At 38.4% G+C, this 15,914-nt stretch carries 11 protein-coding genes; 7 read left to right on the forward strand and 4 right to left on the reverse strand.

Annotation, left to right across the window (positions count from 1 at the left end; translation table 11 throughout):
• Window positions 1–506: 506 nt before the first annotated feature.
• A complete protein-coding gene (locus H4J41_RS02595) occupies window positions 507–2,033 on the forward strand; it encodes a carbon-nitrogen hydrolase family protein (RefSeq protein WP_182135023.1) in 1,527 nt (508 codons plus the stop codon).
• Between the two features lie 375 nt (window positions 2,034–2,408).
• On the opposite strand, the gene H4J41_RS02600 is transcribed toward H4J41_RS02595, so the two are convergent.
• Together H4J41_RS02600 and H4J41_RS02605 are read right to left on the reverse strand one after the other, a co-directional pair.
• On the reverse strand, window positions 2,409–3,269 hold the full coding sequence (locus H4J41_RS02600) for an EamA family transporter (RefSeq protein WP_182135021.1): 861 nt from the start codon (window positions 3,267–3,269) through the stop codon (window positions 2,409–2,411).
• A 129-nt stretch (window positions 3,270–3,398) separates the two neighbouring features.
• Complete coding sequence (locus H4J41_RS02605; RefSeq protein WP_182135019.1) at window positions 3,399–5,306, reverse strand: TonB-dependent siderophore receptor; 1,908 nt, start codon at window positions 5,304–5,306, stop codon at window positions 3,399–3,401.
• Between the two features lie 405 nt (window positions 5,307–5,711).
• Between H4J41_RS02605 and H4J41_RS02610 the strand changes: the two genes are divergently transcribed.
• The 4 genes from H4J41_RS02610 (at window position 5,712) to H4J41_RS02625 (ending at window position 9,884) form a co-directional block, all read left to right on the forward strand.
• Complete coding sequence (locus H4J41_RS02610) at window positions 5,712–6,221, forward strand: peptide-methionine (S)-S-oxide reductase (protein ID WP_182135045.1); 510 nt, start codon at window positions 5,712–5,714, stop codon at window positions 6,219–6,221.
• 748 nt (window positions 6,222–6,969) lie between these two features.
• Window positions 6,970–7,425: a hypothetical protein gene (locus H4J41_RS02615; RefSeq protein WP_182135017.1), complete on the forward strand. Its 456-nt coding sequence runs from the start codon at window positions 6,970–6,972 to the stop codon at window positions 7,423–7,425.
• 1,387 nt (window positions 7,426–8,812) lie between these two features.
• Window positions 8,813–9,538: a hypothetical protein gene (locus H4J41_RS02620; RefSeq protein ID WP_182135015.1), complete on the forward strand. Its 726-nt coding sequence runs from the start codon at window positions 8,813–8,815 to the stop codon at window positions 9,536–9,538.
• Between the two features lie 49 nt (window positions 9,539–9,587).
• Window positions 9,588–9,884, forward strand: coding sequence for a hypothetical protein (locus H4J41_RS02625; RefSeq protein ID WP_182135013.1), 297 nt, complete (start codon window positions 9,588–9,590; stop codon window positions 9,882–9,884).
• A gap of 432 nt (window positions 9,885–10,316) precedes the next feature.
• Here H4J41_RS02625 and astB read toward each other — a convergent pair whose 3' ends face one another.
• Both astB and H4J41_RS02635 read right to left on the reverse strand, forming a co-directional pair.
• Complete coding sequence (gene astB / locus H4J41_RS02630) at window positions 10,317–11,654, reverse strand: N-succinylarginine dihydrolase (RefSeq protein ID WP_182135011.1); 1,338 nt, start codon at window positions 11,652–11,654, stop codon at window positions 10,317–10,319.
• 473 nt (window positions 11,655–12,127) lie between these two features.
• Window positions 12,128–12,640 carry a fasciclin domain-containing protein gene (locus H4J41_RS02635; RefSeq protein ID WP_182135009.1) on the reverse strand — a complete coding sequence of 171 codons (513 nt, stop codon included), beginning with the start codon at window positions 12,638–12,640 and terminating at the stop codon, window positions 12,128–12,130.
• A 373-nt stretch (window positions 12,641–13,013) separates the two neighbouring features.
• Here H4J41_RS02635 and speA point away from each other — a divergent pair, with 373 nt between their 5' ends.
• Together speA and speB are read left to right on the forward strand one after the other, a co-directional pair.
• Entirely contained in the window at window positions 13,014–14,924 is a 1,911-nt protein-coding gene (speA, locus tag H4J41_RS02640; RefSeq protein WP_182135007.1) for a biosynthetic arginine decarboxylase, read from the forward strand.
• Between the two features lie 12 nt (window positions 14,925–14,936).
• Window positions 14,937–15,863 carry an agmatinase gene (gene speB / locus H4J41_RS02645; RefSeq protein ID WP_182135005.1) on the forward strand — a complete coding sequence of 309 codons (927 nt, stop codon included), beginning with the start codon at window positions 14,937–14,939 and terminating at the stop codon, window positions 15,861–15,863.
• The last annotated feature ends 51 nt before the right edge of the window (window positions 15,864–15,914 follow it).

Raw genomic sequence — 15,914 nt, forward strand, 5'->3', positions numbered from 1 at the left:
CCCATTAGTTTCTTTTGCTATAAGAGATTTAAAATCAATGGATTCAAGTGTGATCATAACGACTGATATCAATGTATGAAAAATGAAACCAATTAGATCACAAATTTAATCAAAATGGTATAATACACATCTTTTAGCATGTCCCCTGACTAAGGTTGTCATTTAAATTTAGCAGTAAGAACCTGCTAGTTGGTGTCTTGCTGATTTATTAAAATAACCCTTTATTAATAAAGTGATCCTAGCTAGAGGTTTTCCACCCTACTTGCCAAGCCGTTGAATTTTAGTTGAGTTTATTGCGGGAAATAGGCACAAGTTATTATGGTTGCCCTGATAAGTTTCTCTGATAAGTTCCTAAGTGCTATCTGGGCTGATGTTTCGCTGTGCTATATTTTTTATAATATGCTTGTATAAGTTGATTTTTTGGTATAAAAATCACAACAATCGTCTTTTTGCACTCTACGATGAGAGAAAGGAATGATTATGACCAATATCGATTAGGAATATAAATGGAAGCAAATAGCGTTACCGTCCGTCATTTAACTTTACAAGATATGACAGAGCTTCGACAGGCGAGTGAATCAGTTTACCTTAATAAAGAATTAGCCACGTGGAATGAATCTACGGTAAAAGCTTTATTAACTAAATTTCCAGATGGGCAAATCTGTGTGGTGGTTGATGGCGTTGTAGTCGGCTGTGCCTTTTCATTAATCATCGAATATGCTGATTTTGGTGATGAACATACTTATGCTGAAATCACGAGCGACATGACATTTGATAATCATGATCCCAAAGGTGATTCTTTGTATGGTATTGAGGTTTTTATCCATCCTAATTATCGTGGTTTACGTTTGGCTAGACGTTTGTACGATGCGCGTAAAGAACTTTGCGAAAACTTGAATTTGCGCGCTATTGTAGCGGGTGGACGTATGCCTAACTATGCACAGCATGCTGACAAAATGAGTGCAAAGCAGTACATTGAAAAAGTTAAAATTAAAGAATTATATGATCCGGTATTAAGTTTTCAGCTTGCCAATGATTTTTATGTCCGCAAGTTACTGACCGGTTACTTATCGGGTGATAAGGAATCAATGGAATATGCCACGTTACTGGAATGGCCAAATATTTTTTATACTAAATCGGTAAAACTGATCAATGCCCCACGCTCAGAAGTGCGTTTAGGTTTAGTGCAATGGCAAATGCGTTCAATGAAAAGCATTGATGATTTATTTGAACAAATGGAATTTTATGTCGATGCCGTCTCAGATTACAAAAGTGACTTTGTCTTGTTTCCTGAATTGTTTAATGCCCCATTGATGGCCGAATTTAATCACTTACGTTTAACTGAAAGTATTCGCCGGTTAGCGGAATATACTGAACAAATTCGCGATAAATTTATCGAATTTGCCATTAGTTACAATATTAATATTATTACCGGTAGTATGCCGTTTTTTGTTGATGGCAATCTTTATAACTCGGGTTTTTTGTGTCGTCGTGATGGTTCATGGGAGCGTTATGATAAAATTCATTTAACGCCAGCAGAAGTGCGTAGCTGGTCTATGGTGGGTGGTAAAAATCTCAAGGTGTTTGATACTGACTGTGGCAAAATTGGTATCATGATTTGTTATGATGTCGAATTTCCAGAGTACTCGAGAATACTGGCCGATCAAGGGATGAATATTTTGTTTGTGCCCTTCTTAACCGACACCCAAAATGGTTACACACGAGTACGTCACTGTGCGATGGCAAGAGCGATTGAAAATGAGTGCTATGTCGCCATTGCTGGCGCAGTAGGTAATTTGCCAAAAGTGAATAATATGGATATTCAATATGCGCAATCTGCCGTCTTTACGCCGTCTGACTTTGCTTTCCCCACTACAGGGATTAAAGCAGAAGCAACACCCAATTCAGAAATGACCGTTATCGTCGACGTAAATTTAGATTTATTAAAGCAGTTACATAATCATGGCTCTGTACATACCATGCGAGATAGACGTCATGATTTGTATAGCATTACCGAGCATGACAAAGCTTAGTTGGTCAGTAGGTTATCGATAGCATACATTAACCACTGGAAAATCTGTCGGTTCAAAGCACCTGAAATCGAATCTAACGCTTCAGGTGCTGATTTGAAATATAGCGACTATTTTGTGGGCAAAGTTTTCGACAAAATAGCCGAATTTGGTCTGACGCCTAGATGGGCGATATTTGAAAGTTTACTCTGACACTGACCCTAAATTTGCGTTAACAACCTAGCTGTTTTTATCAGTGAGTGTTGGCTTAATTTCATGCTTATTTTCGCACGACTCATATCACTTACCCCCCAATAATAGAAGGATGCAGGGATATTCAAGCAGCTTAGCTATAAATATCCCACAAATACCTAGTACCTAGAGTTTAGAGTTTAGAGTTTATTTTCGTTTTGCGATCAAGAGTGCTGCCACAATTAACAGTGATCCTATAGCAAGCCTGAGCAGTTCTTCTGGTGATCCGCCCTTAGCTTCACCAAAAATAAATAAGGAGGCAAACATAGCCAGTGGCACAACCGCATTGTTAAACGTGGCTAATACCCCGACACTGGTTTGGGTTGCGCCTTTATTCCAAAAGAAGAAACCAAGCCCTGAGGCAATGAAGCCCATATAAACTAAAACCAACCACTGCGTTGGTGTTGCGTCTAAAGGAATAGGAGGCTGCGAAGAAATTAACAGTGTCGCTATGCTAGTAAAAATCGCCGCACCTAGGTATAAAAAACCAAATACAGAGCTATCACTAATATTTGGTCTGTCTTGTTTCCAATCGCGATAATAAACTTGGCCAAAAGCAAAAGCCATATTGGCTATTTGCATCAGGCAAAACCCTAACCAAATTTCGCTTGAGTCTATATCGTCCATTTTTATAACCGCAGCGCCAAAAACAGACAGTAGTGTCGCCACTAAATACCAAGGCGTAAAAAAACGCTGTCGAAGATCGTTGATAATAACGATATAAAGTGGCGTAAACACGCTAAATAGCGCCACTAAATGAGATGGTATATAACGAAAAGCGGAAAGATAACAGGTATACATGACACCGTATTGCAATGCGCCAAGCAGTATCAGTTGCCATTTTTCCTGCCGGTTGGTGTTCGCCAGTTTTATAAAGGGCAGAAAAGCAATCAGCGCAAATAATAGTCGGGTATCGGCTATTTGAAGTGGGTCTAGACCTTTGAGCGTGTTGCCTATAAGACCAAAAGAAAAAGCCCAAATTAGCGTAGGTATCACGAGATAAATCATTCAAGGTCTCTAATAATTAAGGTTAGTTTATTCAGTAGCATTTGAAATAGTTAACTATTTCAAATGCTACTGAATAATAATTCGACCCCAGCCAATAAGCTGGGGTCGATGCAAATGCTTTTAACCATGTTACCAGTGGTAGGTAGCACTAAGCGTGTATTGCTCTCCGCGTCCAGGCGTACCTGGTACTTCTTCAAAAGATTCATCCCAAAGATTATCTGCTGCAAGCACAATATCTAAACCGTCAAACTGCGTAGGAGAAATCTTTACCGTAAGGTGGGTAAATAAAGCGTCGTCATCACCGTTTCTAAGGATATTTTCTTCTTGTTTGCGCCACTCGTTATCAACACGGACTTCAACAATGTCGGTTGGGTGCCAAATAAGCCCTAAGGTTACGCGGTGATCTGGGTAGTTCAAGGCATAAAAGCTAGCATCGATATCCGCAGCACCATAATTTTCAGACTTGTCAAAGAAGGTATAGCTAGTGATAATTTCTGCATGCTCAAAACGCTTTACCGCCAATAACTCTAAACCTAGCGTATCGATATCGACCGGATTTGCAGAACGCGCAGAGGTTGAACTCAAGCTATAAGTCCAATCGGTTAAATCATCATCTTGTCGATAAAAAATAGCCGCATCAAGACGCCAAGTTTCTCGATCTAATGCCAAGCCTAATTCAATGTTTTTAGTGGTTTCTCGCTCAAGATCATAGTTACTTCTAAATAATCCACCTTTATTACTGCCCCCTATAGCAGTATAACCTGCCACTTGACTCGCTTCTGCATAAGAGAAATAAAGTGTTTGTGAGCTGTCATCAGCATTGATGATATTCCACGTTATATCACCAATTAGTGATACTTGTGAGTCGTCGCGGTTAGTGTCGTCAAAAGCAGCACCAAGACGAACAGTTAACTGTTGATCCTCTTGTAGATCCATTCGATATTCAGGCAAAACACTGAGTTTGTAATAATGGCGTGAGGTAAAGTTATTTTCAAGCGTAGTTGATTCAATCTTGTCTGCTATAAACTGACTTGAGTAATTCAGGGCAAATGATGCTGTTTGTGCATGGCGACCAGAAACTGCTATCGATTTAACCTCAGTTTCATGAAAGGCTTGAAATACATCAGGGTTTTCACGCGAAAAAACATAATGGTCATTGTTACGACGAAAATACGTGGAAATTTCAAAGCTGCTGTCTTGTGCATACTGCTGTTGATGATTGAGTATTAATAATCGCGTTTTAATGTCTTCAGTTTCATTAACATTAAATGGCGTGTACATATTTGGCCAGCCAAAAAACTTTTCTTGAGAGCCAAAAAACAGATCAGTTTGTGATGATGGCCCAACTAACTGAATACGACCAGAAGCACGTTGAAAGTCATGGTCGCCATTCTCTATTGTACCGTCACTTTCAGAGCGAGAATATTCAGCTTCAACACCGATAGTCCAATCGGTATAATCAGCCAATGCCATACTAACGCCACTGTGTACGCGTTGTAGATTAAAGTTATTGTTACCTGCGCCAATTGAAGCACTACCTGCGGTTTTTATGGCTGTCCAGTCGCGAGAAACTGTGCCTACCGAGCTGTTAACACCGAGTAGAGCATTGTCTGCACCGGTCAGTATATTAGCGTTAGATAACATTTCCTGAGCAATAGGAATTTCAGCAAAGTAATGTCCGGTTTGCGGATCAAGTAAGGTCGCGCTACCCACCCTAAAGCCAGTATTTTCGAAAATACCACCACGAATAGTTACATCGGCTTGAGCTTCTGCCATATTGCGCGACTGTAGGTCAACGCGCGGATCATATTCTAGGTTTGAAACTGGCGAACCAAAGGTGCCCACAGGTTTAGTATTAGCCGTGGTTGAAGCCTCAATCGTAATTCGCTCAATATTATTACTGACTTTTTTACTTACATCCTTACTTACATCATGAGTTAAATCATTACTTACATCATGAGTATCCTCGGCTGCCGATGAAAAGCTTGATAGGCTAAATAATAAAACGGGCAAAGCAATTGGTACAACTCGAATCATGTTAATCTTCTCTATTTACACTGCTTGATCTTTAAGTAAAAACGATTTTATGTATTCCCTAACTCACCCAACTATATAACCCAGTAGCAGAAAGAGCTATTGCTCATCTTTGTGCTAACAATAGGATAAACATATGGGAACAACCAAACGAAAATATCGTAAGATAAAGTTGAGGTTTATTTGAAAGGTAGTAATCGTTACGTGAATCAGTATTATATCTTAGCGGGTAAAATATTACACATGGTAACCATGCTCAACTGACAACGGTTTACAACTGGATATATAACAAACACACCTAGAAAAAACAGCGCAGTAAGAACAAAGTAATAACAGTTACTCGCTATTGCCATAATCAATAACATAACGCATAAAACTTAATTCACCTCTTATAAAGGCTAGCAATTGATAAAAACACAACAACATAATAAGCAGGCTACCAGGACGCAAGAAATTATTTATTTCGCCGGCGGTTGCCTTTGGGGTGTGCAAGAATTTATGAAGCACTTACCTGGCATTTTTACCACAGAAGCAGGTCGAGCTAATGGCTTAACCGATTGCACCAACACTAGTTATGATGGCTATGCAGAGTGTGTGAAAGTAACCTTCTACCCAAGCGCTGTTAATCTTGATGAGTTAATAGGTTACTTTTTTGAAATTATTGACCCTTACAGCGTCAATAAGCAAGGCGAAGATATTGGTAAAAAATACCGCACAGGCATATACAGTCAACACACTAGTCACCTCAAAACGGCTATCGAGTATATTGCCCGCCACGACGATGGCGATAGGATGGTGGTTGAAGTTTTGCCGCTGCTCAATTATGTGAAAAGCGATGAAGAACACCAAGAAAGATTAACTCGCTTTCCCGATGATTATTGTCATATTCCTAAGCAGATATTACATAAATACAAGTAGCGTTAAAAAACGACCTTATGCCAATATTTAGCTATCTAGACAAAGTGATACATTAATTTAAAACATCATGTATAAACCTAAAAAATGATGGCATTTATTTCAAGGTTCACAGATTTAGCCTGCGCTAGTGAAAAATTTAAAATTATCACTAGCCAAAGAATGCAACATCAAGTTCATTCGATAGTCGACTCATAAACCCGACAATATATCCGAAAAAAAGCGGCTGGCATTAAGGGCTATCCACTTAGCCCAACCGACCACTAAATGTTGTGTTTACTAGATTTAACCTCTTCGATCACTTATGCCACACTGCTGACCTAAATCAGATACAAAAAAGCAGCCCTATTTAGACTGCTTTGTGCCATTTGCAGTCATTGAAGTTTTTGATGCGACTGTGTAATGATTATCTAAAAGTGGTTACTGTACACCTGCTAAATGCGTCTAGTGAACTAGCAGATTTTTAGGATAATGACCTATGGAAATTTAGCGATAAATCCAAATCAACGCCTCTTGAACGCATTGATTTGGATTTGCCACGTCATTAATTTAAGTTTAAATTTTTCACCTGAAAATTAGACAAAATTAGTAAATGGACTATCTTTAAACTGGTAAATGCAGGGATTTAGTGTATGGAGAGTTTATCCTCATTAGTCCTTAATTTCCTTAGCTTTAATAACCACTTATCAAGTAACTAGTTTAGTAAAACACGCGCGTCTGCTAAAAAAGCGTTATAAATGAGGGTAATGATATGAAGAGAACTATAGTTCATTTACTGTTTTATATTTTTGCAGCATGCCAAACAGCAAATGCAACAATAATTAATTATAATCAAGCTGATTTAAGTCTCATTACTTCTTTTGAAGTTAACATACGTGGTTCTCTCGAGAGTATAGAGCTAACTAGAGAAAACTGGTGGCATATTTCTGATGAGGATTACCTTAGTAGTATTCTTGTGTTGTCGCTTGATACTACTCTTGGAAAGATTACTTATACTGAGAATGTATTCGAAATTATAAACGGCGAACGAATATTTAAGGAGACAAGATTCATAGACAGGGGTGATTTTGAATGGGTTAAGGTAAATAACGTAAATATTCCAATTCCAGAACCAAGCTCTGACTACTTACTCTTGTTGGGTTTGCTGATTATGCTGGTCAGTAATTATCTTATCGTACAAAAGAAACGTAATTTCCACACACTATAGATCAAGTGCACTGTGAAGGCGCACACGAGCAAAAACCAAAAGGTTGTGTGCAACACACTTCTAATCGGGTAGCCGAAGGTGTCTAATCTCCGGCCCCACAATACTCTCCATACGGCTCCGCACAGGGCATTCTCCAAAGATGTTTAGAACAAACTGGCAGGTGAGCTCCAATTGACCCAATCCCGGTTACGACAATCTCAGCTCCACCAATCCCAAAGCCCGGTCGGGTATAGCTTACCTTTGCCATCCGCTACTAGTTAGAATTTAATAATTCAATCGTAATTTAGTGGTGAACTTCCTACACAGGACTTCACCTCATTTGCTTATGCCTATGACGTGGTCAAGGTTTTCCAGACACACCAGTTAAGCAGCTTTTCTTAACTCTACTATGTCCCACTCAAACTGATTTAGACTCTTGTAATCCAAATATGAGTTTAAACAAGTCGTCGCATCAGACGTGTGCAAACGGCGCACGCCTCTCTTTTAAATCTTTGAGGGACTGTAAGTTGGCAAACTATCGTGTATTAATCAACTGTTTTCACATAATTCAGAATTTAGAACAAGTGCTTCCCCCCTGCTGTGCAAACCAGCTCTGAATATTGCTTTTATTCAAACAGACTTATCTGAGGCGGTGCTCTACTTTGTGGGGGCAATATTTCGACGACTTCGTCATTTATTGTATTCAGGTGACTGAGTATCTTTTAGATCACAAATGGATATTCAATGGTTAGAATAACTGGGGCTGAACGTCCGGTTATCGCTCTAAAAAGACATTAACCTTTTCAGATTTTTACGTCAACATTGCGCACAAAGTGATCATTAATAATTCAAAACTGACTAGCGGCAATGGTGATTTGTTACGACGGTCCGGTTAGATTAAATAAAGTAATGTAGACTCTGAGTATGTGCAATTTTTGCACGTACTCATGACCTCGAAGGTGCATGCTTCAATATAGCCTATTACTATCTTTTACTAAAAAAATTAGTAAAAGATAGTAAAGCGTCTGCAATAGTGGCTAACTCGCCAGTTGAAGAAAACCTATTGAAATTAGACGTTCGATGTCGCCTGCAGGCTCAATGTGGCCATAAAAGTGATCAAATCTATACCTTCACAGATGATCTATAAACAGACGTGATAGACGCAAAAACAATATTAACTAACGCAATTATTCAATCCATTAGTAATACAATATATTTAAATAACATCCTTGTATTCTTATTGGCATATTAAATGAAAAGGTTCTTACAGAAAATTCGTTACAGGATCAAAGCGTCTTAATGCCCCCAAAAAATGTCATTTTCAACTCAATAATTCATTAAACTTGCGTATGTCTAGGCTAACTGCTTTACTCAAATTACTAAACAATTAGTAACAAGGATGTATGTAATGATTAGCAGACAACTAAAGGGGCTTTGTTTTCTCTTATTCCTTTCAAGCTGTGCTCAAGTCCCTGAATCTAGCGTAACGCTATCTCAATCTATCGGAAAAGATATACAGTCGATGTATATAGCACACACTCGCTTTGTCGATGCCTATTTTGATGAATTAGAGAGAAAAAGAAATAAGTTTATTGATGATATATACACACCTGCTGTTATCTCTAAATCTATACAAAAAGATCTTAAGGATGCAAAAGATAAAAATTCACAAGGAGATTCAGCTTTATTTTGGATTCAAACGGCTTATTTAAATACAGATGGACTTACTAAAAAAGAAGTTGATGATGCTCAAGCTGCAGCTCTAGGAGCTATGGAAGTATTTCACACTACGATATATGAGCAAATTGAAGATAAGCGAACTAGTTTATTAGTCGGAACCCAAGCAAAAAGGCATTCACTCCAAGAAGCATTACAAGCAAACTATCAAAATATTATAAGAAAAAATGCTTCTATAAGTGGGTTACTTTTAAGCGTTGTAGAAGTACATAATTCTCAAGAAGAAGTATTGATGAAGTTAGATATAGACCCTGACTTAAGACAAAACCTAGGAGGTTCCCTCGCTGATATATCCGATAAGCTGGAAGACTTTGGAAAGGATGTTAGTGATAAAAACTACCAGTTTGATGAGCTTGATGAAAAATTGAAGAGTTTTAGTGAGAAAATATTTAAGTAATTACATAGTGTAATAAGTGTTCAAACATAATTTGATAAGGAATTTTCAGATGAATTTACCTACATTTGATCGAAATAGAATGAGACAGAAAAAGGAGAATTTTTTAAATCGCTTAGATGAAGACTTATCTGAGCATTATAGTGATGAGTTAAGAGATTTAGAAGGCTTTGATAATGAACTTCTTGCTGAATTAGGTGGAAATACAACCCAATTGAATGACGTGATTGATGAGTTAAAAAATGCTCAAAAACAAAATTTATCGCAAGCTCAATTGATTACGAATGTTAGAGCCTTAGGGACTAACACATATGAGTTTGCTAGAAAGGTTTCGGAACTTATTCCCTAAATTAAAACTTAGAGCAGTTTTGGTGGATATTGATTTAAAGGGCGCTAATAGGAAATCCTTTTTATTCGTATTAGTGGCTGTGACCCTTACTTCTTCAGCTATACCGTAGATATGCTGTTGACTATTCCGTTTCACATTTTAGCCAACAACAGTTCCCCTTTAACAGGTGTAATGAGCTGTAGGATAGAAGATGATCGGAGGGGGTAAGTTCTCCGCGAAGCGGTTTAGTTCAACGCCTATTATGGAGACTTCTCAGTAATATGACAAAAGTGATTCATTAGAAAATATATGGCAAAAAATTTTGGGCTAACTTCCGCTTAGCGCACCAACAAGGCCTAAATGACAAAAGAAAAGAACCACAACATTTAGTGGTTAGTCGGGCTAAGTGAATAGCCCTTCTAGCTTTCTCACCTTTACTTTGTCAGGCATTATTTATTGCTGAAAACGATAAACTGATCCTAGCGATAATATCTGAGAAAGCTCGTCTAATGCTGTTCGTGACTCAATAAGCAATTGTGGGTCTCTTAAATCATCTATCAGCAATTTATCGCGATAATGAGTATTGACCCAAGCAACTAGCTTCGTATACAAGGCATTAGTTAACAAACAATCAGGGTTAACCGCACCTAGTTCTTGCTCTGTCATGGCAACTCTCAACCGTAAACATGCTGGGCCTCCGCCATTTTTCATACTTTCATTAACGTCAAAAAACTCAACATGGTTAACCGGATTATCACCGGTAGTTAAAGACTGTAAATAATCATAAACACTGGCATTATCACGGCAATGTGTTGGCGCAATAATAGCCATTGAATTATCTTTTAAGGTCACTATTTGCGTATTAAAAAGATAGCTATTTACCGCATCTTTAATCGAAACTTGTTCTGTCGAAACTTCCAAGAAATGCAGCTTGTCACCGCCAAATTTACCCATAAGCTCTTCTTTAAATAACGCGGCATTGAGGTAGGCTTGCTCGTGGTAAAGAAAAACATTTTGATTACCTACTGCAATTACATCATTATGAAATACGCCCTGATCGATTACCTCAGGATTTTGCTGCACAAAAACGGTATTCTCAGCCGACAAGCCATGTAATCTGGCTATTGCCTGACTAGCTTCTAACGTTTGCCGTGCAGGAAATTTTGTAGGTGCCGGTTTGTTACGATTAAAGGCTGAACGGCCATAGGTAAATATCTCGACGCCTTGTTCACCATAGCCCTGGCATAAACGCGTATGATTAGCGGCGCCTTCATCACCAAAATGTTCATTGTCATTTAGGTGTTGGTGATGCTGAAAGTACTTATCATCAACGAACATGGCTTTGAGGATATTACTGGTTGTTTCGGGCTCTAACGAGCGATGAAATTTATTGGCTAAATTAGCGGCGGTAAAATGTAATTTTTGATCCAAGGTATCTGCTGAAGGAGATACGGTTGCCGCATTCGCCGTCCACATGCTTGATGCTGAGCAACAAGCAGCGAGAAGCGTGGGTGATGCCTTGTATGCTGCTGCCAATATTTGGGCGTCTGTGCCCTGAAAACCTAATCTTTTTAAGGTATAAATATCAGGGCGTTCTTGCGGGGCAAATACGCCTTGATGTAGTCCCATATCATGCAAGGCTTTCATCTTTTTCAAACCCTGTAATGCGGCACTTTTAGGATTTGAACTCTCAGTAGCATTCGATAAAGAAGCTACATTGCCCTCAGATAAACCAGCATAATTGTGCGTAGGGCCAACTAAGCCATCAAAATTCACTTCAATACTTTTCATTATTTTGTCTCGAATACCATTATTTATTAAAACATATTAGAACAGAGCAAAGTATGTACCACTAAAAGACTAACCTTAGTTATCAATAACTTGTGAACTTAGGTATTTGCTTACATTAAACTTTGCAACACAGTAGGGCAGAGTAACACAGACATGACTATATCAACGCACGAATACAAGGCACCCTAGCGCTTTAATACTCTGATACCAAGGGGGTCAGTTATTGCTCAATCACAGGTTGTGTTTATAAAAAAGGGCGATTAAAAAGCCGACTCAAAACATCGGGCTTTAACTGATAAGTCACTGGTTAGTGAATGTTTAGTGTAATATTGATTTTTAAGCTCTGTCAGCGATTGTTCTCAAGGTTTTGTATTATGATCACCTTAAAAAGTTAAAGTGATCATAGCTAAAAATTATGTAAGGTCGCAGAGTATTAAGATATAAAAGTTAACTGATACCCTGCAGGGTTATGCTTACTTAGGCATTAGTACTGTGTCAATAACGTGTATCACGCCATTACTTGCTTTTACATCTGCCATGATAACTTTTGCGTTGTTTATCATTACATTTCCATCAACAACTTCAACCATCAACATTTCACCTTGAACACTAGTTGCACTGTCTATTTTCACAACATCTGTTGACATCACTTTTCCAGAAACTACGTGATAGGTTAAAATTGAAGCAAGTTTATCTTTGTTTTCTGGTTCTAGCAGCATTTCAACGGTACCTTCAGGTAACTTTGCAAAAGCTTCATCTGTTGGTGCAAATACTGTAAAAGGCCCTTCACCTTTAAGCGTGTCAACTAACCCCGCCGCTTTAATTGCTGCAACCAGGGTGTTGAAAGAACCATTTTCAGCGGCCACATCGACAATGTCTTTTTTCATACCGTGATCACCTTCATTATGATGACCTGCAAAAGCGGCAGGCATAAAAGCTAAGCTGGCAACCATAAGTGATAATACTGCAATAAATTTATTTAACATGATATTTCCTATTTAGTGATTACTGGTTTGACTACGCGTTTGTTACATTAAGGTTACGTATGGTTAATAGGATAAGATCATTTTGATTAAATTATAGGCAACAAAATATTAGAAGCTACACTTAATATCGCTAGACTATTGGCTACGCATACTAAAAAACTGGGTTTAAATCGACTAAATAATAGCTTAACTTTATAGCGCTAACGCTTCGAATAGCCTTGAAAACCTAGTTCACAATCACTAATCAATAATATTTTACATTTGTAACGATTTTTTTTGTTGGACATTAAACTGCTCATAAACTCTAATTCGCGCCAATTACTTATGATGAATTATCATTTTATTATTAAATAAAATGGCTAAAGGAAAACGAATGAATAAAGATAATCTTGATCACGCACGTGCACACTATAACGTACGTCATTGGAGTCAGGGCTATTTCGGTATAAATGATGCGGGAAATGTATATGTTGCACCTAAAGTTGACCATCAAGACCATACGGTAGAATTAAGTACTATTGCTAAGATGATTGAAAGTAAGGGCTTAACGCTACCTGCTTTAGTGCGATTTCCACAAATAATCCATCATCGTATTCACAGCTTGTGTGAAGCCTTTAATAAAGCAATAGAAGACTATGATTATCAGCAAAAATATTTATTAGTTTATCCTATTAAAGTTAATCAACAGCGTGAAGTTGTTGATGAGATTTTGGCTAGCCAAAATAACAAAGAATTCACACAATTAGGACTTGAAGCAGGTAGTAAAGCAGAATTGTTGGCTGTTTTGGCCATGGCTCAAAAAGTTTCTTCGGTTATTGTTTGTAATGGTTACAAAGACCGAGAGTATGTGCGTTTGGCATTAATCGGCGAAAAGTTAGGCCATCAAGTTCATATTGTTTTAGAGAAAATGTCTGAACTGGAGATGATTTTAGCTGAAGCGAAAAAACTGAATGTAGAACCTAGATTAGGCATACGCGTTCGCTTAGCGTCTCAAGGTAAAGGTAAATGGCAAGCCAGTGGCGGTGAAAAATCAAAGTTTGGTTTGTCAGCTTCACAAGTTCTTAACGTGGTTAAAATACTTAAAGCAGAAAACATGCTTGATGCGTTAAAACTGGTGCACTTTCACTTAGGCTCGCAAATAGCCAATATAAGAGATGTTAGATTAGGTGTTAGTGAAGCGGCGCGTTTTTATTGTGAGCTTCGCCATCTTGGTGCCGGGCTTTTATGTATGGATGTGGGTGGTGGTTTGGCCATTGACTATGATGGTACACGCAGCCAATCACATAACTCAATGAACTATAGTGTTGCGGAATATGCTAATAATATTGTCCATACTATTGGCGATATTTGTAAGAGTTATCAGCAACCCATGCCGATGATTATTTCAGAATCAGGCAGAGCATTAACCGCGCATCATGCGGTATTAATTTCTAATGTTATTGGCGCAGAATCTTATGAACCAGAAGAGATAAAAGCGCCCATGCTTGACGAGTCTGTCTTGTTAAATAATATGTGGCGTTCGTTAAAGCAATTAAATGACCGTAATGATGATCGCGCTCTTATTGAAATTTATCACGACACGCAAAGTGATTTAGCTGAAGTACACAGCCAATTTTCTATGGGATTATTAAACTTAACCCAGCGAGCTTGGGCAGAACAAATTAACTTGCGTGTTTGTTATGAATTAAATAAATTAATGGATACTAAAAACCGTTTCCATCGCCCGATAATTGATGGCTTAACTGAAAAGCTTGCAGATAAATTTTTTGTTAACTTTTCTTTATTTCAATCATTACCCGATGCGTGGGGCATAGATCAGGTTTTTCCTGTTTTACCGTTAAATAATTTAGAAAAATCACATGAAAAAAGAGCGGTGTTATTAGACATTACTTGTGATTCAGATGGCGCTATTGACCATTATGTTGACGGCCAAGGCATTGAAAGCACATTACCTGTACCTGCATGGACAGAAGATGAACCTTATTTGCTGGGTTTCTTCTTAGTCGGTGCTTATCAAGAAATTTTAGGTGATATGCATAATCTATTTGGTGACACACACAGTGCTGTTGTGTTCATTAATGACGACGGTGCAGCAGAAATCACTGAAATTAATGAAGGTGATACGGTTGAAGATATGTTGCGTTATGTACATTTAGACCCAGAATTATTTAAACGAACTTATTCTGAGCTTATCGATGCAAGATTATCAAAAACTGAAGGTGAACAAATTTTTAATGAATTAGAAGCCGGCTTAAAGGGTTATACCTATCTTGAAGATTTGTAGAGAGTAAGTGTAATGAAAAATATTTTCAATCAAGTAGATGAGTCTATTTATTCAAATGCAATGACATTTTTACGTCAGCCTTTAGTGCAAAATCCAGTGGAGTCAGCTGCGGATATTGTGGTTTTAGGCTTACCATATGACATGGCCACCACTGGGCGTTCAGGCGCTCGAATGGGCCCTACTGCCATTAGACAAGCGTCGGTTAATTTGGCTTGGGAAGGTCAGCGATTTCCTTGGTCTTTTCGCTTATTAAAACACTGTAACATAGTGGATGCTGGCGACTTGGTGTTCTCTCCTGGAGACTCTGCGCACTTCTGTGCGCAAGTTGAAACCGCTATAGGCCAGTTACTTGACTCGGGTAAAACGGTTTTATCGTTAGGAGGAGATCACTTTGTTACTTTGCCCATACTACGCGCTTATGCGAAAAAATTTGGCACTATGGCACTGATTCATTTTGATGCCCATACCGATACCTATAACAATGGCAGCTGTTATGATCACGGCACTATGTTTTATCATGCGCCGAAAGAAAAACTGATAGATAAAGCTAAATCTATTCAAGTGGGTATTCGCACTAATTACCAAGAGAAAGACCATGGTTTTTCTGTGATTAATGCCATGCAGGCCAATGATATGAGTGTAGAGGAGATCACCGCATTAATTAAAGCTAGGGTGGGCAATACCCCTGTTTACCTAACCTTTGATATTGACTGCTTAGATCCCGCCTTTGCCCCAGGTACAGGTACACCCGTATGTGGCGGTTTAACTACAGATAAAGTATTAAGAATTTTGCGCGCTTTAGTGGGTATTAACCTGGTTGGTATGGATGTGGTTGAAGTAGCACCTGCCTATGATAACAGTGAAGTTACCGCATTAGCCGCGGCAACAATAGCTCTAGAGTTAGCCCATATTTGGACGACTAAACATAAGCTGAGATAATAGATTATTAAGAGGCAAATAATGGTTGGTTAAAATAAGCGACGATGGAGC

The sequence above is a fragment of the Colwellia sp. MB3u-45 genome (genome assembly GCF_014077005.1).
Classification (GTDB): domain Bacteria; phylum Pseudomonadota; class Gammaproteobacteria; order Enterobacterales; family Alteromonadaceae; genus Cognaticolwellia.